At 63.9% G+C, this 18,854-nt stretch carries 21 protein-coding genes; all 21 read left to right on the plus strand.

Annotation, left to right across the window (positions count from 1 at the left end):
- The first annotated feature begins 118 nt into the window (after window positions 1-118).
- The 21 genes from AB7E19_RS17890 (at window position 119) to flhB (ending at window position 18,699) form a co-directional block, all read left to right on the plus strand.
- Window positions 119-1,210: an HD domain-containing phosphohydrolase gene (locus AB7E19_RS17890; RefSeq protein ID WP_039039918.1), complete on the plus strand. Its 1,092-nt coding sequence runs from the start codon at window positions 119-121 to the stop codon at window positions 1,208-1,210.
- 383 nt (window positions 1,211-1,593) lie between these two features.
- Complete coding sequence (locus tag AB7E19_RS17895; RefSeq protein WP_427936112.1) at window positions 1,594-1,962, plus strand: ArsR/SmtB family transcription factor; 369 nt, start codon at window positions 1,594-1,596, stop codon at window positions 1,960-1,962.
- An 88-nt stretch (window positions 1,963-2,050) separates the two neighbouring features.
- Window positions 2,051-3,115 carry an ACR3 family arsenite efflux transporter gene (gene arsB, locus AB7E19_RS17900; protein WP_427936114.1) on the plus strand — a complete coding sequence of 355 codons (1,065 nt, stop codon included), beginning with the start codon at window positions 2,051-2,053 and terminating at the stop codon, window positions 3,113-3,115.
- 51 nt (window positions 3,116-3,166) lie between these two features.
- Window positions 3,167-3,592 (plus strand): glutaredoxin-dependent arsenate reductase, encoded by a 426-nt coding sequence (arsC, locus tag AB7E19_RS17905; protein ID WP_427936116.1) that lies wholly within the window; start codon window positions 3,167-3,169, stop codon window positions 3,590-3,592.
- A 103-nt stretch (window positions 3,593-3,695) separates the two neighbouring features.
- Complete coding sequence (befA, locus tag AB7E19_RS17910) at window positions 3,696-4,472, plus strand: beta cell expansion factor BefA (RefSeq protein WP_052815838.1); 777 nt, start codon at window positions 3,696-3,698, stop codon at window positions 4,470-4,472.
- A gap of 139 nt (window positions 4,473-4,611) precedes the next feature.
- Window positions 4,612-4,998 (plus strand): hypothetical protein, encoded by a 387-nt coding sequence (locus AB7E19_RS17915; protein ID WP_048207225.1) that lies wholly within the window; start codon window positions 4,612-4,614, stop codon window positions 4,996-4,998.
- 129 nt (window positions 4,999-5,127) lie between these two features.
- Window positions 5,128-5,445: a flagellar hook-basal body complex protein FliE gene (gene fliE, locus AB7E19_RS17920; RefSeq protein ID WP_029314161.1), complete on the plus strand. Its 318-nt coding sequence runs from the start codon at window positions 5,128-5,130 to the stop codon at window positions 5,443-5,445.
- A 55-nt stretch (window positions 5,446-5,500) separates the two neighbouring features.
- Entirely contained in the window at window positions 5,501-7,201 is a 1,701-nt protein-coding gene (gene fliF / locus AB7E19_RS17925; RefSeq protein ID WP_041212623.1) for a flagellar basal-body MS-ring/collar protein FliF, read from the plus strand.
- Window positions 7,194-8,255, plus strand: a complete 1,062-nt coding sequence (gene fliG, locus AB7E19_RS17930; protein WP_010673917.1) for a flagellar motor switch protein FliG — start codon at window positions 7,194-7,196, stop codon at window positions 8,253-8,255. The genes fliF and fliG overlap by 8 nt, the downstream gene beginning before the upstream one ends.
- 70 nt (window positions 8,256-8,325) lie before the next feature.
- A complete protein-coding gene (fliH, locus tag AB7E19_RS17935) occupies window positions 8,326-9,129 on the plus strand; it encodes a flagellar assembly protein FliH (RefSeq protein ID WP_139736710.1) in 804 nt (267 codons plus the stop codon).
- A gap of 74 nt (window positions 9,130-9,203) precedes the next feature.
- Window positions 9,204-10,535 (plus strand): flagellar protein export ATPase FliI, encoded by a 1,332-nt coding sequence (gene fliI / locus AB7E19_RS17940; protein ID WP_029314163.1) that lies wholly within the window; start codon window positions 9,204-9,206, stop codon window positions 10,533-10,535.
- Between the two features lie 16 nt (window positions 10,536-10,551).
- Window positions 10,552-10,992 (plus strand): flagellar export protein FliJ, encoded by a 441-nt coding sequence (gene fliJ, locus AB7E19_RS17945; RefSeq protein WP_039039911.1) that lies wholly within the window; start codon window positions 10,552-10,554, stop codon window positions 10,990-10,992.
- Between the two features lie 87 nt (window positions 10,993-11,079).
- A complete protein-coding gene (locus tag AB7E19_RS17950; RefSeq protein ID WP_427936121.1) occupies window positions 11,080-12,999 on the plus strand; it encodes a flagellar hook-length control protein FliK in 1,920 nt (639 codons plus the stop codon).
- A gap of 57 nt (window positions 13,000-13,056) precedes the next feature.
- Window positions 13,057-13,563 (plus strand): flagellar basal body-associated protein FliL, encoded by a 507-nt coding sequence (gene fliL, locus AB7E19_RS17955; RefSeq protein WP_010673922.1) that lies wholly within the window; start codon window positions 13,057-13,059, stop codon window positions 13,561-13,563.
- Between the two features lie 10 nt (window positions 13,564-13,573).
- Entirely contained in the window at window positions 13,574-14,647 is a 1,074-nt protein-coding gene (fliM, locus tag AB7E19_RS17960; protein WP_010673923.1) for a flagellar motor switch protein FliM, read from the plus strand.
- Between the two features lie 41 nt (window positions 14,648-14,688).
- Window positions 14,689-15,084 carry a flagellar motor switch protein FliN gene (fliN, locus tag AB7E19_RS17965; RefSeq protein ID WP_010673924.1) on the plus strand — a complete coding sequence of 132 codons (396 nt, stop codon included), beginning with the start codon at window positions 14,689-14,691 and terminating at the stop codon, window positions 15,082-15,084.
- The gene (gene fliO, locus AB7E19_RS17970) at window positions 15,081-15,464 is read left to right on the plus strand and encodes a flagellar biosynthetic protein FliO (RefSeq protein ID WP_010673925.1); all 384 of its coding nucleotides are present in this window, start codon (window positions 15,081-15,083) and stop codon (window positions 15,462-15,464) included. Before fliN ends, fliO begins: the two co-directional genes overlap by 4 nt.
- Window positions 15,451-16,209: a flagellar type III secretion system pore protein FliP gene (gene fliP / locus AB7E19_RS17975; protein WP_183148780.1), complete on the plus strand. Its 759-nt coding sequence runs from the start codon at window positions 15,451-15,453 to the stop codon at window positions 16,207-16,209. The genes fliO and fliP overlap by 14 nt, the downstream gene beginning before the upstream one ends.
- 126 nt (window positions 16,210-16,335) lie before the next feature.
- The gene (gene fliQ, locus AB7E19_RS17980; RefSeq protein WP_010673927.1) at window positions 16,336-16,605 is read left to right on the plus strand and encodes a flagellar biosynthesis protein FliQ; all 270 of its coding nucleotides are present in this window, start codon (window positions 16,336-16,338) and stop codon (window positions 16,603-16,605) included.
- A 91-nt stretch (window positions 16,606-16,696) separates the two neighbouring features.
- A complete protein-coding gene (gene fliR, locus AB7E19_RS17985) occupies window positions 16,697-17,494 on the plus strand; it encodes a flagellar biosynthetic protein FliR (RefSeq protein WP_010673928.1) in 798 nt (265 codons plus the stop codon).
- Between the two features lie 74 nt (window positions 17,495-17,568).
- Window positions 17,569-18,699, plus strand: a complete 1,131-nt coding sequence (gene flhB, locus AB7E19_RS17990; protein WP_041212629.1) for a flagellar biosynthesis protein FlhB — start codon at window positions 17,569-17,571, stop codon at window positions 18,697-18,699.
- Window positions 18,700-18,854 lie beyond the last annotated feature (155 nt).

The raw sequence follows: 18,854 nt of genomic DNA on the forward strand, positions 1-18,854 counted from the left end.
GAGGGGGCCGTCGTCGGTGCGGGCGGGATCACGATCCCTGTGCGCCGTCACCATTTGGCAGGAGGGGCAAAACGGGTGTCACTATACTCCCAACAGGCCTATCAGAAGGATGTGCGGGATGGAGAGTTCATTTGGTGAGAAAGTGCAGAACGTGCACGCCACCCTCAGGCAGCGCTTTGACAAGTTGAGCCGGGTGGCGATCGCCATCTACGACCCGCAGACGGACCAGCTCAAGACCTTTGCCCACAGCACGGACGGGGGCTCGCCGCTGTTGCAGTACGAGGTCAGGCTGAGCGAGGTGCCTTCCCTACGCTACCTGGCCGAGCACCAGCAGCCCAGGGTGCTCGACACCCTGGATTCCCTGCTGGGCTCCCCCTCCGAGCACAGCCGCAAAGTGCTGGCGGCCGGGTACGCGTCGAGCTATACCGAGCCGCTGCTGCTCAACAGTCGCTTGTTCGGCTTTCTGTTTTGCGATGCCAAAGAGCCCGGTTACTTCGATGGCGCCATTTGCGGTGAGCTGGCGGCCTATGCCCAGATCCTGGCGGCCATCATCGCGGTGGAGTTCTTCTCCATCCAGACCCTGAACGGGGCCCTGACCACGGTGCGGGAGTTCAGCCGCTACCGGGACGAGGAGACCGCCAATCATCTGCACCGGATGTCGGCCTATTCGCGGCTCATCGCCCGGGAGGTGGCGGCCCATTACCCCTTGAGTGACGAGGAGGTGGAGTTCATCCACCTCTTCTCCGAGCTGCACGATATCGGCAAGATTGCGGTGCCCGACGCCATCCTGCTCAAGCCGGGCAAGCTCACGGCCGAGGAGTACGGGGTGATGAAGACCCACCCCTTCAAGGGGCGGGAGATGATCGCCCTGATGATCCGCGAGTTCGGCCTCGACGGCATCCATCACACCGACATGCTGAAGAACATCATCGCCTACCACCACGAGCGTTTCGACGGTCAGGGTTACCCGGAAGGACTGGCGGGGGAGGCGATCCCCCTGGAAGCCCGCATCGTCGCGGTGGCAGATGTGTTTGACGCCCTTACCAGCGAGCGACCCTACAAGCAGGCCTGGCCCCTCGAAACGGCCTTTGAATACCTCAAGACCCATGCAGGCAGCCAGTTCGACCCTGTCTGCGTCGCGGCGGCGCTGCAAAGCCGGGAGGCGTTTTGTGCGATCCATCGGCAATATCGGGATCCCGTGATCACCTGATTGCGCCCCTCTCTCCTCCCCGGTTTCTCCCGGATTCCCCAGGCCCCGTCATCTGACGGCGGGGCCCTGGGGCCATTTCTCGTTTCATCACCTTTTGGTGCATCCGGCGCCGGGGGTTGTTCTGCGGCATTGCGGCGGGGCAGGGCGCCGCGGTGAGCGGGGCGGCCAACGGGAGGATTGTCCGGGGTAAGGTCATAAGAGTGCCTTATAAAGAGAGGCCAGATATTAGCAGTATGACTGACATGAGGCCGCTAGTGGGCACGACATGGCCGGGGCGGCGCTTCTGGCGGCCCGTCCCGTCGCGATGTCGGCTCGGTGGTGACACTTTGATCATTTCAATAATTCTTGTATAGTTGAAATGAAGCATCCAAGGGGGGAGACCCATGAACAAAGAGATGGCCACCAAGGTCTTTGAATCGCTGGCTTCCGGCATCCGGCTCGAGGTGTGGCGGCTGCTGGTCAAGGCCGGGCTGGAGGGGCGGGTCGCGGGGGAGCTGGCCGGCGAGCTCGACATCGCCCCCAATACCCTCTCGTTTCACCTCAAGGGGATGCTCAACGCCGGGTTGCTGTCGGTGGAGCAGGAGGGGCGCTTTCTGCGCTATCGCGCCAACATCCCCCTGATGCTGGGGGTGATCGCCTACCTCACCGAGGAGTGCTGCGCCGGTCATCCCGAGGCGTGCGGCCTGCTGCCCGCCGGGCCCGGCAGCGCTTCCCGCGCCGAGGGGTCGTCGCTCTGCTGCGGCGAGTCGTAGCGGGCCAGGGCGGGCTGTCGATGCCCATGTGCCGTGTCATTCATCTATTCAACCTGGGGTGCGAGCGTGGATCGCACCGGGAGTCATCATGTCTGCAAGCGGTGAGGCCAAGGCAGCCCCTGCCATCGGCTTATTTGAACGTTATCTGACCGCCTGGGTCGCCCTCTGCATCCTGGTGGGCATTGGTCTGGGGCAGGGGTTGCCGAGTCTCTTCAAGGCCATCGGCGCCATGGAGGTGGCCAGGGTCAACCTGCCGGTGGGGCTGCTTATCTGGGTGATGATCATCCCCATGCTGCTCAAGATCGACTTTGGCGCCCTGCACCAGGTGAAGGGGCACCTCAAGGGAATCGGGGTCACCCTCTTCATCAACTGGCTGGTCAAGCCCTTCTCCATGGCCTTCCTCGGCTGGCTCTTCATCCGCGTGCTGTTTGCCGACTGGCTGCCGGCGGATCAGCTGGACAGCTACGTGGCGGGCCTCATCCTGCTGGCGGCGGCCCCCTGCACCGCCATGGTGTTTGTCTGGAGTCGCCTCACCAACGGCGATCCCTACTTCACCCTGTCGCAGGTGGCGGTGAACGACCTCATCATGGTGTTTGCCTTTGCCCCGCTGGTGGCGCTGCTGCTCGGGGTCTCCAGCATAGTCGTGCCCTGGGATACCCTGCTCACCTCGGTGGTGCTCTACATCGTCATCCCCGTCATCCTCGCCCAGCTGCTGCGCAAGGCCTTGCTGAGAAAGGGGCAGGCCCATTTTGACGGCGTCATGACGTGCATCCAGCCCTGGTCGGTGGCGGCCCTGCTGCTCACCCTGGTGCTGCTGTTCGCCTTTCAGGGCAACGCCATCATCGAGCAGCCGCTGGTCATCGCCCTCCTGGCGGTGCCCATCCTGATCCAGGTGCTGTTCAACTCCGGGCTCGCCTACTGGCTCAACCGCAAGGTGGGGGAGAAGCACTCGGTGGCTTGCCCTTCCGCCCTGATCGGGGCCTCCAACTTCTTCGAGCTGGCGGTGGCCGCCGCCATCAGCCTGTTCGGCTTTCATTCCGGTGCGGCGCTCGCCACCGTGGTCGGGGTGCTCATCGAGGTGCCGGTCATGCTGCTGGTGGTGCGCGTGGTCAACGCCAGCAAACCCTGGTACGAGGCGGGACTAAGGCGCTAACGGATGGCCACTAACCCATTTCTATTCACTTGAGTCATGAGAGACAGGCAAATGAGTGCAATCACCCTCTATCACAACCCGGAGTGCGGCACCTCCCGCAACACCCTCGCGCTGATTCGCAACAGCGGCGTGGAGCCCACCATCATTCACTATCTGGAGACGCCCCCCTCCCGCGACGAGCTGGTGGCCCTGATCGCCGCCATGGGCATGCCGGTGCGCGATCTGCTGCGCAAGAACGTGTCCCCCTACGAGGTGCTGGGGCTGGCGGAAGCGCGTTTCAGCGATGACGAACTGATTGACGCCATGCTGGCCCATCCCATCCTCATCAACCGGCCCATCGTGGTCACCCCCCTCGGCACCCGGCTGTGCCGCCCGTCGGAGGTGGTGCTCGATATCCTGCCTGACCCGCAGCAAGGGGCGTTTGCCAAGGAGGATGGCGAGCAGGTGGTGGACGGCCAGGGTAAACGGCTTCGTTGAGCCCCTGCGCGTCAGCGTCTGACCCGCGCCGGGGGGATGCCCTTAACGGGCAGGCGCCAGATCTGCTACTGTGACCTTCGACTCATCACAGAGGGTGGAAACAATGAAGATTCGATTCCTGGTGATAGCCACGGCACTGGCGCTGGCCTCAACCCCCGGTCTGGCCGACTGGGCAAAGCTGAAGGAGGCCGCCTCCGACCTCGGTACCGCGGTGAGCGATACCAGCAAGGAGGCGTGGAAGGGGATCACCGATTTTTCCAAGGAGACCTGGGAGTCGGTGTCCAGCTGGGGGGCCGAGGCCTACAACAAGGCGGGGGCCTGGACGGCAGAGAGCGCGGCCACCGGCAAGGAGTGGCTGACCGCCGCCGACAAGAAGCTCGACACCATGCTCGAGCCCAAGACCCCGGAGGAGGCGAGAACCGCCCTCGATACCATGGCCGATACCGCCCTGGTACGGCTGTTCAACGAGCAGCCCTCGGCCAAGTTGCTGTTTGACAAGGCTTATGGCTATGCGGTGTTCGACTCGCGCAAGTTCTCCCTGATGATCCACACCAATCAGGGGGCCGGGGTCGCCGTCAATCGCACCAGTGGCAAGCACACCTACATGAAGATGTTCGGTGCCGGTCTTGCGGCCGGGATCGGCGGCAAGTTCTACCAGCAGGTGATCCTGTTCGAAGACAAGGCGAGGTTCGATGCCTTCGTCAGCAAGGGGTGGGAAGCTACCTCCGAGGTGGGCGCCGTGGCGGGCAAGGAGAGCGCCGAGCTCACCGCCAAGTACAATGGCGGCATGGCCATCTATCAGATTGGCGAGAAGGGGCTGTTGCTTGACGCCAACATCTCGGGCTCCAAGTACTGGCTGGATGATGACCTGAACAAGTAACCCCTGCCGATCTGACTCGTTTTTTCTTGGAGGAGATCGAGGTGCACTCTGTTTAATTGTCGGGACTTGCAGTAAAAAGAGGGCCTTGGGCCCTCTTTTTCATGGGCGCCGCACAGAGTCCAGCGACAAGGAGAGCAAGATGACCCATGAGGCCGAACAGGAGCGGATGGCTGCCCACCGCCGGGAGTGGGACAAGCAGAGCATCTATCTGCGCCTGCAGGAGGGGATCCCGGCCGCGTTCTGGGTCTGGGGGGATCTGGTAGCACCGCTCGAGCCATGCCTGACACAGAGTGATCAGGGGACATCCTTCGGTTGGGGGGAGGCCGACGAGGCCTGCCTGGCGCTTTCCCATGCCATCATCGCCAGGCTGGTGAGCGTGGGGCTGGTGGCCCCCGAGCAGGCGGGGGAGAAGGCCCGCTACCTGCGCGACGAGGTGCTGGCCAAGCTGCCTGCAGGCGAGCACTACGATCTGCACCTGAGTTACCTGCGGCTGTTGCTGGGCGATCCCCCCGGCTCTGCGGCCTGATCCCCGGATGGCCGGTGCCCGCCGGCCTGATCGCGCCCCGCTTTTATCCCTGATCTCGAGATCTCGCTCTGGTTGGCACCTTTATTGCTTCAAGCCAGTCAGTGTCAATGATTTGTCTGGGAAGGGAAGATGGAAATTAGCGCAAGCAGCCTGATGCAAGAGATGCAGGCCCTCAAGGTGGAAGCCGGTGCCACGCCGTTGACCCAGCCCGGTCGTCCGGTCAGCTCGGATTTCGGCCAGATGCTGCAACAGGCCCTGGACAACGTCAACGAGTTGCAGGGCACCGCCAACGATCTGCGTACCCGCTTCGATCTCGGCGACAAGTCGGTGGATCTCTCCCAGGTGATGATCGCCGGCCAGAAATCCTCCATCGCCTTCGAGGCGACGGTGCAGGTGCGCAACAAGATGGTCGATGCCTACAAGACCATCATGAACATGCCGGTGTAACTCGGGCCCATGGCGACCGAGCATCATGAAGATGTCAGCAACAAGGACATAAACCGTGGCAACTGATCAAAACGGCGATCTGCTGATCAACAACGAGGGGGCGGCCGCCCTCGACGAGCACGAGCAGAAGAGCTCGGCGCTGGGCTTCCTGTCCAACACCGATGTGTTGCGCCAGATCACCCTGATCCTGGGGCTGACCATCTGTCTGGCCATCGCTGTCTTCATCCTCTTGTGGGGCAAGGAGCCGGAGATGCGTCCCCTCGGCACCTTCACCACCCAGGAGCTGGTCTCCACCCTGGATTACCTGGATCAGCAGAAGATCCCCTATCAGGTGGATGGCAAGAGCGTGCTGGTCAGTGCCGAAAACTATGCGGACATCCGGTTGCGCCTGACCCGCGCCGGTCTGGCCAACAACAGCGACGCCAGCAACGACGGCGAAGCCATCCTGCTCAAGGACTCCAGCTTCGGCGTCAGCCAGCGCATGGAGAGCGAGCGCCTGAAACTGAGCCGCGAGCGCCAGCTGGCGAGCGCCATTGAGCAGTTCCAGAACGTCGCCAAGGCCCAGGTGCTGCTGGCCATCCCGAAAGACAACGTGTTCGCCCGCAACGAACGCAAGCCCAGCGCCACCGTGGTCCTGAGCCTCAAGGGCAACGCCCTGGGCCAGGGTGAGGTGGACTCCATCGTCGACATGGTCGCCTCCGCCGTTCACGGTCTGGAGCCGACCCGCGTCACCGTGACCGACCAGAACGGTCGCCTGCTCAACTCCGGCTCCCAGGATCCCCTCTCTGCCCAGACCCGCAAGGAGTTTGCGATGCAGCAGAAGCAGGAGCTCGAATACAAACAAAAAATTGACGCCATCCTGATCCCGGTGCTGGGGGCCGACAACTATACGGCGGAGGTGGATCTCTCCCTCGACTTCTCCCAGCAGGAACAGACCCGCAAGACCTACAACCCGGACCTGCCGGCGGTGCGCTCCGAAATGACCATGGAAGAGAACAGCGCCAGCGGCAGCAACGGCGGGGTGCCCGGCGCCCTCTCCAACCAGCCGCCCGCCGCGTCCAACATTCCCGAGCAGGCTGCCGGCGGGGAAGGAACCGCCTCTTCCGGCCGTTCCCGCAAGGAAGCGACCCGCAACTTCGAACTGGACACCACCGTCAGCCACATCCGGCGCCAGCAGGGCGGCATTCGCCGCATGACGGTGTCGGTGGCGGTGGATTACAAGGCCATCCCCGGCGCCGACGGTGCCGTGACCCGGGAAGCCCGCAGCCAGGCCGAACTCGATACCCTGCGCCGTCTGCTGAGCGGCGGTCTGGGTTTTGACGTGACCCGGGGGGATACCCTGGAGGTGGTCGCCATTCCGTTCAACCGCCCGGAACTCGAGACCGTTGCCGACATTCCTCTCTACGAGCAGCCCTGGTTCTGGCGCGCGGTGCGCATCGCCGCCTCCGTGCTGGTCATCATAGTGCTCATCGTCACCGTGGTGCGGCCCATGCTCAAGCGCCTGCTCTACCCGGACGCCAAGCCGGAAGGGGAGCTGGACTTCGACAACCACACCGTGCTGGGTGGCGACGACGAACTGAGCCTGCTGGCCGCCCAGGCCGAGGCCGAACCAGTATTCGGTCTGCGGGATGGTCAGCTCAAGCTGCCTGACCTGCACCGTGACGAGGATCTGCTCAAGGCCGTGCGCGCCCTGGTAGCGAACGAACCTGACCTGGCCGCCCAGGTCATCAAAGAATGGGTAACCAAAGATGCCTGAAGAGAATAAAAGCCAGGTCACCGGCAACGACATCACCGAAAGCCAGCGCCTGATCCTGGATCAGATGGGCGGCATGGAGATGGCGGCGGTGCTGATGCTGAGCCTCAACGAGGAGGACGCGGCCCAGATCTTCCGCCACCTCGAGCCCAAGCAGGTGCAGCGGCTCGGCATGTCCATGGCCTCCATGTCGGATTTCAGCCACGATCGGGTGGCGGCGGTGCATCGTCAATTTATCGACGACATCCAGAAGTACACCAATATCGGCATCGGCAGTGAAGACTTCGTGCGCAAGGCTCTGGTGGCGGCGCTCGGGGAGGACAAGGCCAGCAACCTGGTGGATCAGATCATCCTGGGCTCAGGCGCCCGTGGCCTCGACTCCCTCAAGTGGATGGATGCCCGCCAGGTGGCCAGCATCATCCAGAATGAGCACCCGCAGATCCAGACCATCGTCCTCTCCTATCTGGAGCCGGAGCAGTCCGCCGAGATCCTGAGCCAGTTCCCGGAGCAGGTGCGCCTGGATCTGGTGATGCGCATCGCGAACCTCGAAGAGGTACAACCGGCGGCGCTGCAGGAGCTCAACGACATCATGGAGAAACAGTTCGCCGGTGCGGCCGGTGCCCAGGCGGCCAAGATGGGCGGCCTGAAGGCGGCGGCCAACATCATGAACTACCTGGATACCAACATCGAAGGGCAGCTGATGGACTCCATCCGCGAGTCGGACGAGGAGATGAGCCAGCAGATCCAGGATCTGATGTTCGTGTTCGAAAACCTCATCGACGTGGACGATCGGGGCATCCAGACCCTGTTGCGGGAAGTGCCCGGGGATCTGCTGCAACGGGCCCTCAAGGGGTCTGACGACCAGATGCGGGAAAAAGTATTCAAGAACATGTCCAAGCGGGCCGCCGAGATGCTGGCGGACGACCTCGAGGCCATGGGGCCGATCCGGGTCTCCGAGGTGGAGGCCGCCCAGAAGGAGATCCTCTCTACCGCGCGCCGCCTGGCGGATGCGGGCGAGATCATGCTGGGGGCGGGTGGTGGCGAAGAGTTCCTCTAAGTCATGGGCCATGGAATGTGCGATGATGTCGGCCCCTGTACCCGGCCCTCGATAGGAGTCTCTTCGGCACATGAATGACAAGAACAGCAAACTGCGCGGCTATCTGAGGCCCGAGTCCGACACGGCGCAGATTGAGACCTGGGGCTGGCCAGAGATGGAGACCGAAGCCGAGGTCGAAACCAATGCCCTGGGGCTGGCTCCTGACTGGTATCGTCAGGAGCAGGCCGATGCGGCCCTGCCGGAAGAACAACCCGAAGAACCCGCCCCCAGCATCACCGCCGAAGAGGTGGAGGCGATTCGTCAGGCCGCCTGGGAAGAGGGGATGCGCGATGGGCGCGAGGCCGGTTTTGCCAAGGGGCTGGAAGAGGGCAAGCTCGAAGGCTTGCAGCAGGGCCACCAGGCCGGGCTGGAGCAGGGCAGGGAAGAGGGCCTCGCCATGGGACGGGAGCAGGTGGAGCTGGAGATAGCCCGCTGGCAAGCCCTGGTCTCACGTCTGGCCACTCCCCTTGGCGAGATGGACGAGGCGGTGGAGCAGCAGCTCATCGCCCTGGTGCAACAGCTCGCCCGCGCCCTCATCCGCCATGAGGCGCAAACCTCCCCCACGCTGCTGCTGGAGGCCCTCAAGCAGGGGTTGGCCCTGCTCCCTGCCGCCGAGCAGGGGGTCACCCTGATGCTGCACCCGGAGGATGTGATCCGGGTAGAGGCCGCCTTTGGCGCCGAGGAGTGCGCGAGGCGCCACTGGCGGCTGCAAAGCGAGCCCACCTTCTCCCCCGGCGATCTGCAACTGGCCACCGAGCTTTCCAGCATCGATCTCACCCTCTCCGGGCGCATCGATCAACTGCTGCGCAATTTCCTGCGTGACAACGCGAGCTGAGCCATGGCCCGGTTCGAACCCGTCGTGCAGCGTCCTGCTGACGGCATCATCAGGCACTCATCGTCGGAGGCGACATGACGGCACCCCTTCTTGATCGGCTTAAAGGCTACCGGGTTCGCGAGCAGGCCCCCATACCGCCGGTGGCGGGCAAGCTCACCCGGGTGGTGGGGTTGACCCTGGAAGCCATTGGCTGCCGCGCCGCCATCGGCTCCCTGTGCCGCATCGATACCCAGGATGGGGCCCTGGAGGCCGAGGTGGTGGGGTTTGCCGGGGATCGCCTGTTCTTGATGCCGAGCGAGCAGCTCAAGGGGGTTATTCCCGGCGCCCGGGTGGTGCCCGTCACCGAAGATCACGGCATTCCGGTGGGCATGAGTCTGCTTGGCCGGGTCATCGATGGCATCGGCCAGCCCCTGGACGGGCTCGGCCCCATCCTCTCGTCCCAGACGGTGCAGTTCGCCCAGCACCGCATCAATCCCCTGGCCCGTCGCCCCATCCATCAACCCATGGACGTGGGGGTACGGGCCATCAATGCCGTGCTCACCGTGGGCCGGGGTCAGCGAATGGGGCTGTTCGCCGGCTCCGGTGTCGGCAAATCCGTGCTGCTTGGCATGATGACCCGGGGCTCGGTGGCGGATGTCGTCGTGGTAGGCCTCATCGGCGAGCGGGGCCGGGAGGTGAAGGAGTTCATCGAGGAGATCCTCGGCGCCGAGGGGCGCGAGCGCGCCGTGGTGGTGGCCGCCCCTGCCGATGCCTCGCCGCTGATGCGCCTCAAGGGGTGCGAGACGGCGCTCGCCATCGCCGAGTATTTCCGCGAGCAGGGGCTCAACGTGCTGCTGCTGATGGACTCCCTCACCCGCTACGCCCAGGCACAGCGGGAAATTGCACTGGCGGTGGGGGAGCCGCCGGCCACCAAGGGCTATCCCCCCTCGGTGTTTGCCAAATTGCCGGCGCTGGTGGAGCGGGCCGGCAACGGCAGCGACGGCCAGGGCTCCATCACCGCCTTTTTCACCGTGCTGACGGAGGGGGACGATCTGCAGGATCCCATCGCCGACGCGGCCCGGGCCATCCTCGATGGCCACATCGTGCTGGCGCGGGAGCTGGCGGATGCGGGCCACTATCCGGCCATCGACATCGAAAAATCCATCAGCCGGGTCATGCCCATGGTGACCTCACCGGAGCACATGGAGCTGGCGCGCACCTTCAAGCAGTTCTACTCCCTCTACCAGCAGAACCGGGATCTCATCACTATCGGCGCCTACAGCCAGGGATCGGATCCGCGCATCGACCGGGCCATCATCCAGAAACCCTATCTGGATCAGTTCTTGCAGCAGAAAATGCGCGAGGTCATTCACTACGATGAAGGCCTGCAATCCCTGCAACTGGTGGCCATGCCCCTGATGCGTTGACCGGTGGAGAGCCCTTATGAGTAAAGGATTGACGTTGCTGGCGAGTCGGCTGGAGGAGGCCGAACAGCAGGCCGCCATGGCGCTGGCCAAGGCCCAGCAGGATCTCAAGCTGTTCATGGATCAGCAAAACGCCCTCAACCAGTACCGTCAGATCTACCACCAGCAGTGGACGGAGCGCGGTCTGCAGGGGATCAGCCCCCAGCAGAACAGCCAGTATCACGCCTTCATCAACAAGCTCGAAAACGCGGCGACCCAGCAGTACCAAGGGGTGTTGCAGGTGCGCGAGGCGCTGGCCGAGTGCCGCACCCAGTGGCTCGAAGCCCAGCAGCGGCGCAAGGCGGTCGAGCTGCTGCTGGAGAAGAAGGCGGACAAGGTGCGCCAGAAGGCCCAGCGCCAGGAGCAGAAGATGCTGGATGACTACGCCATCCTGCGTCGTTATCACCAATCTGGCCTGTAATTTGCTTTCTTCCGGTCATGCGAGGCCGATGGGCCAAGCCATGACCGCACGTGCGGCCGTCACCGAATCGTCGTCAGGGATCCCAGCATGATACAGACCCCCTTGATTAGCTCTCTCCCCCAGGCGCCTTCTGCCGATGGCAGCGCCACCCTGCTGGCTCCCACCATTGGGGGCGAAGGGGGCGTGCAGCCGTCAGGCGAGGGCAAGGCCGCCTTCTCGCAAGCCATGGCCATGGCCCAGCTGATGGGCAAGGCGCCAGCCAGTCAGGGCAACCCACCGCTCCAGGGCCCCGCCGAGGGCGCCCGGGAGGGGCTTGCCCCGGCTGCCAAATCTTTGGCGTCTGACGAGCCCGCCACCGAGTCCGCGTCTTCCTCGAAGGGGGCGGACGACGAGGGCGAGCAGCCTCCCGACGACTTCCTGCAACAGTTGCAAGCCTCCCTGCGCCAGGATGTGAGCCTGGTGGTGCCCCCGACATCGCCCGCCATGGCCGGTGAGGCGGCGGTGCCTGTGGACGGCAACCCCTTGCCGCCTGGCGCCGCAGCGCCTGGGATGGCAGAGGGGGTGGGAATGGCGAAGGACGTGGGGATGGCAGAGAGCGTGGAGGCGGCAGAGGGGAGCGCCTCCCTGCCGCAGATGACGCCAGAGCGTCAGCAGGAAGGGAACAAAACGAAAGCCATCCCCGGTGCGGCCCAAGGCGCCAGCGCCGTGCCGAGCGGTCAGGGTGCTCTGCCGCTGGGGGCCGAAGAGCCCGCCTTGGCCGATGACACTGCCGTGGCCGACCAGGGCGGAGCGACCCGCCAGCCCATGGCAGGCAAGGGAGCTGAGCCGGATGCCAAGGGGGTCGAGCCCCCTCTCTCGGGTCAGGAGCGTGCCGCCCTGCTCGCCAAAGTGGTGGCAGGAGAAAACGCCCAGGCTCCCAATGTCACCCGGGCTGACTCATCGCAAGAGGCACAGGTGACCGATCCCCTGGCGTCGGCCGGACAGGGGGCAACCGCTTCCCGTGCCGCCAGCGCCTATGGCGATGGCGTGATCCGGACGGTGGCGCAGGGGCCTGCCCCTGCGGCCACACCGGAGTCCGCTCCGCCCGCGACGGCGGCCGGGGCAGAGAAGGACGCCCCTGTCGCCGGTGAGGCCAGACAGGCTGAGGCCGCGAGCGGGCAGGGAGCCCGTGCAGGGGCCGAGCCTGCGGTGAATGCAGGGAGCAGCCAGCCCGTGACGACGGAGGACCCGGCCCCCGTGCAGGTGGCGCCGCAGATCCTGGCTCGTCATGAATCCCAGGGGGCACAGGCCCCCCTGACTGCCCTCTCGGCGGGCCTGGACCAGATGGAGAGCGCCCCCGTGGTGGTGGCCGGCGCGGCCGTGTCGGTGAAGCCCGCGGTGGACAAGTCCCGGCTCGATGAGCTGGGCAAACAGTCGAGGATGGAGGTCAATGGCAGTGAACCCGCCGAGGGGAGCCAGCCTTTGCATCAGGCCCAGAGCCAGGTCGGCGAGAACAGACCGCTGGCCGAGGCGACCGTCAGACGAGAGCCTCAGAGCCTGCCCCACCTCAAGCTGGCGACCCCTGAGGCCCCCGAGCAGCTGCACCACAAGGTGAACCTGATGCTGGCGGACAAGCTGCAACAGGCGGAGATCCAGCTAGACCCCCTGGGGCTTGGCAAGATGAAGATCCAAATCCAGATGGATGCCTCCAGCCAGGCCAGCGTGCACTTCGTGGTGCAGCATGGCCAGACCCGTGAGATGCTGGAGCAGGCCATGCCGCGCCTGCGCGACATGCTGGCAGGGCAGGGGATCCAGCTCGGCCAGACCGTGGTACAGCAGCAGGCGCAGCAGCAAGCCTTCCAGCAGCAGGGGCAGTCATCCTCCCAGGGTCAGTCCGGTTTCGGTGACCAGGGGCGACAGGGGGGAAATGGCGGTGGCAGCGATGGCAGAGAGGCCGAGGGGAGCGCTCGCAACCTCACGCTGCTGGTGGAATCGGCAAACGATGCCGGAATCGATTTCTATGCTTGATGCATTCTTAAGTAAGTTTATGATACCGAACAAGTTTGAGACTAGGGTGGACAAGGGATGGCAGACGATAACGAACTGACGCTGAAGGATCCGGCGGCAGGCAAGAAAAAGAAGCTGATCATGATAGTCGCCCTGGCCGTCGTGCTCCTTGGCGGGGGCGGCGCCGGCGCCTGGTTCATGCTCGCCGGTGGGGATGAGCCCGCCGCCGAAAAGAGCGAGGCCAAGCCGGAGGCGAACACGCCCCAGCCCTCGCTCTATGTGGGCATGCCCCGTCCCTTCGTGTTCAACGTGGCGGGAGGCCAGCGGGATCGGCTGGTGCAGATCAAGATCCAGCTGATGGTGCGCGGCACCGCCGACGAAACCCTGGCCAAACAGAACATTCCCCTGATCGAAGGCACCTTGCTGCGGGTCTTCAGCTCGGCGACCGCCGAACAGCTGATGACCTTCGAGGGCAAGGAGAAGCTGCGTCAGGATTCGCTGGAAGAGTGCCGCCGGGTGCTGAACGACCTGGTCTCTTCTCCCGTAATCGAACAAGTGCTGTTTACCGGCTTTGTCATGCAATGAAAGGTGAAGCGTGAGCGATCTGTTAAGTCAGGACGAGATTGATGCCCTGCTGCACGGCGTCGACGATGTCGAGGAGGAGGAGCTGGGAGCTGCCGGGGATCCCGGTATCGCCCAGTTCGACTTCTCCTCCCAGGACCGCATCGTCCGCGGCCGCATGCCGACCCTGGAGCTGGTGAACGAACGGTTTGCCCGCCACATGCGCATCAGCCTGTTCAACATGATGCGACGCACCGCCGAGGTCTCCATCAACGGCGTGCAGATGCTCAAGTTCGGCGAATATGTTCATACCCTGTTTGTGCCCACCAGCCTGAACATGGTGCGTTTCCGCCCCCTCAAGGGGACGGCGTTGATCACCATGGAGGCGCGGCTCGTCTTCATCCTGGTGGAGAACTTCTTTGGCGGTGATGGCCGCTACCACGCCAAGATCGAGGGGCGGGAATTCACCCCCACCGAGCGGCGCATCATCCAGATGCTGCTCAAGCTGGTGTTCGAGGACTACAAGGATGCCTGGGCGCCGGTGATGGACGTGGGCTTTGAATACCTCGACTCCGAAGTGAACCCGGCCATGGCGAACATCGTCAGCCCCACCGAGGTGATCGTGGTGAGCTCCTTCCACATCGAGCTGGACGGCGGTGGCGGTGACTTCCACGTGGCCATGCCCTACTCCATGCTGGAACCCATCCGCGAACTGCTGGATGCGGGGGTGCAGAGCGACAAGGGGGATACCGACGTGCGCTGGAGCAAGGCCCTGCGCGACGAGATCATGGACGTCAAGGTGGAGCTCAAGGCCAAGCTGCTGGAGACCGAGCTCTCCTTGCGTGAGCTGATGGAGCTCAGACCCGGGGACATCATCCCGGTGGAGATGCCGGAGAACCTGCTGGTCTTTGTGGAGGATCTGCCCACCTTCCACGCCAAGATGGGGCGCACCAAGGAGAACGTGGCGCTCAAGATCACCGACAAAATCAAGCGCCCTGACGGGGTCAAGACAGAGATGCATCTGGTGACCCGCGGGGGCGTGCGCATTGATGGCGAAGCCGAGCTGGAAGAGCTCGAGCGAAGCATCTCTGACAAACACCCTGATTGATCCTCCCCCCGGGGAGGTGTTGCAACACTGAGGAATTGAAGATGAGCGGAACCGATGACGAGCAGGATTTGATGGCTGACGCCTGGGCGGCCGCACTGGAGGAGCAGGTCACGGCCGAAGCCAAGCCTGCCCCCCTGGAGGAGTTGAAGGACGAAGCCCCCATCAGCGCCGAAGAGCGGCGCAAGCTGGACACCATTCTGGACATCCCGGTGACCATCGCCATGGAAGTGGGCCGCAGCCAGATCAGCATTCGCAACCTGCTGCAACTGAACCAGGGCTCGGTGGTGGAGCTGGATCGGGTGGCGGGTGAACCCCTGGACGTGCTGGTCAACGGCACCCTGATCGCCCACGGCGAGGTGGTGGTGGTGAACGACAAGTTCGGTATCCGCCTTACCGACGTCATCAGCCAAATCGAAAGGATCAAGAAGCTCAAATGATCCGTGTGCTCCCGTTGTGGCTGTTTTCCCTGCCTGCCCTGGCCAATCCGGGGGTAGGGGCGAATCCCCCCAGCCTCACCTCCTGGCTGCTCTCCAGCCTGATGGTGATCGGCCTCATCCTGGTGCTCGGCTTCCTGCTCAAGAAGAGCAAGCTTTCCCAGGTGATGGGAGGGGGCCAGATGAAGGTCATCGCCACCCTGCCCCTTGGCTACAAGGAGAAGCTGATGGTGGTCAAGGTGGGCGGCCAGCAACTGCTGGTCGGGGTGACGCCGCAGCAGGTCAACTTCCTCTATCGCCTGGAGGAGCCGCTGGACGAGAGCCAGCCTCAGGCGTTCTCCGAGCAACTGGGCAAACTGATGGGCAAGCATGAAAAACGTTAACTGGACCCGGTGGCTGGCACTGCTCTCCCTGATGCTCTCGCCCCTGGCGATGGCCCAGGACGGCATGTCGGCACTCACCGTCAAGACCATGGCGGATGGCAGTCAGGAGTACAGCCTGACCCTGCAGGTGCTGGCGCTGATGACCGCGCTCTCCTTCCTGCCGGCCATGGTGATCATGATGACCTCCTTCACCCGGATCATCGTGGTGCTCGGCATCCTGCGCCAGGCCATCGGTCTGCAGCAGAGCCCCTCCAACCAGGTGCTGATCGGCATCGCCCTCTTCATGTCGTTTTTCATCATGTCGCCGGTGCTGGATCGCATCAACAACGAGGCGCTGCAGCCCTATCTGGCCGAGACCATCGGGGCCAAGGAGGCCCTGGAGAAGGCGGAGCTGCCCATTCACCAGTTCATGCTGGCCCAGACCCGGGTCAAGGATCTCAATACTTTCATGGAGATAGCGAACGTGCAGGTGGCAGAGCCTGCGGACGTGCCGCTACGGGTGCTGATCCCGGCCTTTGTCACCAGCGAGCTCAAGACCGCCTTCCAGATAGGCTTCATGCTGTTTCTGCCCTTCCTGGTCATCGATCTGGTGGTCGCCAGTATTTTGATGGCCATGGGGATGATGATGCTCTCCCCCATGCTGGTCTCCCTGCCGTTCAAGCTGATGCTGTTCGTCATGGTGGATGGCTGGAACCTCATTCTGGGTTCCCTGGCCACCAGCTTCGGGCTGGGCTCGGGTGGTTAGGGGAGGGCAGACCCTCCCCCCGGCTCTCCCCTTCACTCGGGGAGGAAGCGAAGAGGCCTCTCTTTCTTTCGAAGGAGGAGGCCAGGAGGATGCGGCCCTGGGCAAACCCATCAAAAGGAGCGAGCAATGAGTCCTGAAACCTTCGTCGACGTCTTTCGCGAGGCGCTTTGGCTGGTGACCATCATGGTGTGCGCCGTGATCCTGCCGAGCCTGATGGTGGGGTTGGTGGTCGCCATCTTCCAGGCCGCCACCTCCATCAACGAACAGACCTTGAGCTTCCTGCCCCGTCTGGTGGTCACCCTGCTGGCCCTGGGAGCGGGTGCTCACTGGGGATTGCAGAGTCTGATGGACTTCTTCCAGCTGATGGTGAGCCAGATCCCCGAGGTGGTGGGCTGATGCCAGCCAAGGGCCACCCTTTCGCTCTGGCCGAGGCAGACCGGGGCCTGCGTCCTCCCGTTGGCTTGCCCCTGCCGGGAGTGCCGCTGTCATGACCTACACCACGGCGCTCATCATGGAGTGGCTCTCCTCCATCCTCTGGCCCCTGGCCCGGGTGAGCAGTCTCCTGATGGTGATGGCGGTCTTCGGCAGCCGGCTCGCCCCCGCCCATATCCGTATCGGCCTGGCGCTGGCGATCACCCTCATCATCGCCCCCCTGCTGCCCCCGATGCCGAAGATCGAGCTCTTCTCCCTCGGCAGCTTCCTGGTGCTGGGGCAGCAACTGCTCATCGGCATCGCGCTCGGCCTCATGACCCAGTTCCTGCTGGAGACCTTCGTGATGGCGGGTCAGGTCATCGCCATGCAGACCAGCCTGGGCTTTGCCACCCTGGTAGATCCCATGAACGGCCAGTCGGCTCCCGTGGTGGGCCAGTTCTACCTGATGCTGGCGACCCTGGTGTTTCTCGCGGTGGACGGCCACCTGCTGATGCTGCGCATGGTGGTGCTGAGTTTCGAAACCCTGCCGGTATCTGACAGCGGGCTCACCCTGCCTGCCATCCGCAGCCTGGTGAGCTTTCTCGGGGTCATGTATCAGGCTTCTCTGGTGATGGCGCTCTCGGCCATCATCGCCCTGCTGCTGATCAACTTCGCGTTCGGGGTGATGACCCGTGCGGCCCCCCAGCTCAACATCTTCAGCATCGGCTTTGCGGTCAGCATGATGTCGGGGCTCTTCATCCTCTGGCTCACCATAGGTGGCTTCATGGGGCACTTCGACGCGCTCTGGGAGCGGGTGCAGGAGACCAGCTGCGAGCTCATCAACGTCCAGTGCTTCGGGGGCCAGCATGACTGAGGCCCCACCGGTTGCGGCCCTTTTGCCGCCACTCTGGCAGGCCGCCAGTCGGCTGATGCCGGCAGGAGGCCAGCATGGCTGATACCGATCAGGAACGCACAGAACAACCCACGGGCAAACGACTGCAACAGGCCCGGGAAAAAGGGCAGATTGCACGCTCCAAGGAGCTGGGTACCGCCAGCGTCCTGCTGGCGACCGTGTTCGGCCTCCTGATGATCAAGGAGAGTCTGGCAGGGGCCATGATCAAGGTGCTCACCATGGGCTTTACCCTGGACCGGGATCAGGCGTTCGACCCCAATGCCATGGGGGCCATGGTGCCCGCCCTGCTGGGGGAGCTGATCCAGCCTCTGGGGCTGCTGTTCATGCTGGTGATCATCGCCGCCTTCGTCGGCAACACCCTGCTCGGCGGGATGAACTTCTCCTCCGAGGCCATGCTGCCCAAGTGGAGCAAGCTGAGCCCCCTGAGCGGCATCAAAAGGATGTTCGGGGTGCAATCCCTGGTGGAACTTGTCAAATCCATAGCAAAAGTGGTGTTTATTAGTCTGTTCGCCTGGTGGATGCTGTCGAGCCAGTTCAACCATCTGCTGAATCTCTCTCTTGAGGGCTTTCCCGGCGGCATCGTCGATGCCCTGGACCTGTTGCTCTGGATGCTGATCATCCTCTGCTGCGCCCTGATCCCCATTGTCGCCATCGATGTGCCGTTCCAGAGCTGGAACCACAATCGCCAGCTCAAGATGACCAAGCAGGAGATCAAGGACGAGTTCAAGGACAGCGAAGGCAAGCCCGAGGTCAAGGGGCGGATACGCCAGTTGCAGATGCAGATGGCCATGCGCCGCATGATGGGGGATGTCCCCAAGGCCGATGTGATCATCACCAACCCGACCCACTACTCGGTGGCGCTCAAATACGATGCGGGCAAGCCGGGGGCGGCGCCCAAGGTACTGGCCAAGGGGGTCGACGAGGTGGCGATGAAGATCCGGGAGATCGGGCGCGAATACGACATCCCCGTCATGTCCTCCCCGCCGCTCACCCGGGCCCTTTACCACGCCACCGAGATTGGCCAGGAGATCCCGGAGGGGCTCTTCGCCGCCGTCGCCCAGGTGCTGGCCTATGTCTATCAGCTCAAGAAGTTCCGCCGTGGCCGCGGCCGGCGCCCGACCCCCATCGCCAAGGATCTGCCCATTCCCCCCGAGTTTCGCAAATAACGCAGTGGTGGCAGCCTGATCCCGGGTGCTCTCCCTTGTGCCCCCGCGTTTCGCAAATAAAGCGGTGGGATGGCCCCACCATCCGGTCTCTCCCTTGTGTCGCAAACAAGGCCGCAATCTCCCTATCGAGGCGCGTCGCCTCGCCCCATGGCCTG

Source organism: Aeromonas sp., assembly GCF_050252055.1.
GTDB lineage: Bacteria > Pseudomonadota > Gammaproteobacteria > Enterobacterales > Aeromonadaceae > Aeromonas > Aeromonas caviae.

Coding starts and splice junctions, on each gene's coding strand:
- AB7E19_RS17890 (WP_039039918.1), top strand. CDS start 119: ATGGAGAGTTCATTTGGTGAGAAAGTGCAGAACGTGCACGCCACCCTC.
- AB7E19_RS17895 (WP_427936112.1), top strand. CDS start 1,594: ATGAACAAAGAGATGGCCACCAAGGTCTTTGAATCGCTGGCTTCCGGC.
- arsB (WP_427936114.1), top strand. CDS start 2,051: ATGTCTGCAAGCGGTGAGGCCAAGGCAGCCCCTGCCATCGGCTTATTT.
- arsC (WP_427936116.1), top strand. CDS start 3,167: ATGAGTGCAATCACCCTCTATCACAACCCGGAGTGCGGCACCTCCCGC.
- befA (WP_052815838.1), top strand. CDS start 3,696: ATGAAGATTCGATTCCTGGTGATAGCCACGGCACTGGCGCTGGCCTCA.
- AB7E19_RS17915 (WP_048207225.1), top strand. CDS start 4,612: ATGACCCATGAGGCCGAACAGGAGCGGATGGCTGCCCACCGCCGGGAG.
- fliE (WP_029314161.1), top strand. CDS start 5,128: ATGGAAATTAGCGCAAGCAGCCTGATGCAAGAGATGCAGGCCCTCAAG.
- fliG (WP_010673917.1), top strand. CDS start 7,194: ATGCCTGAAGAGAATAAAAGCCAGGTCACCGGCAACGACATCACCGAA.
- fliH (WP_139736710.1), top strand. CDS start 8,326: ATGAATGACAAGAACAGCAAACTGCGCGGCTATCTGAGGCCCGAGTCC.
- fliI (WP_029314163.1), top strand. CDS start 9,204: ATGACGGCACCCCTTCTTGATCGGCTTAAAGGCTACCGGGTTCGCGAG.
- fliJ (WP_039039911.1), top strand. CDS start 10,552: ATGAGTAAAGGATTGACGTTGCTGGCGAGTCGGCTGGAGGAGGCCGAA.
- AB7E19_RS17950 (WP_427936121.1), top strand. CDS start 11,080: ATGATACAGACCCCCTTGATTAGCTCTCTCCCCCAGGCGCCTTCTGCC.
- fliL (WP_010673922.1), top strand. CDS start 13,057: ATGGCAGACGATAACGAACTGACGCTGAAGGATCCGGCGGCAGGCAAG.
- fliN (WP_010673924.1), top strand. CDS start 14,689: ATGAGCGGAACCGATGACGAGCAGGATTTGATGGCTGACGCCTGGGCG.
- fliO (WP_010673925.1), top strand. CDS start 15,081: ATGATCCGTGTGCTCCCGTTGTGGCTGTTTTCCCTGCCTGCCCTGGCC.
- fliP (WP_183148780.1), top strand. CDS start 15,451: ATGAAAAACGTTAACTGGACCCGGTGGCTGGCACTGCTCTCCCTGATG.
- fliQ (WP_010673927.1), top strand. CDS start 16,336: ATGAGTCCTGAAACCTTCGTCGACGTCTTTCGCGAGGCGCTTTGGCTG.
- fliR (WP_010673928.1), top strand. CDS start 16,697: ATGACCTACACCACGGCGCTCATCATGGAGTGGCTCTCCTCCATCCTC.
- flhB (WP_041212629.1), top strand. CDS start 17,569: ATGGCTGATACCGATCAGGAACGCACAGAACAACCCACGGGCAAACGA.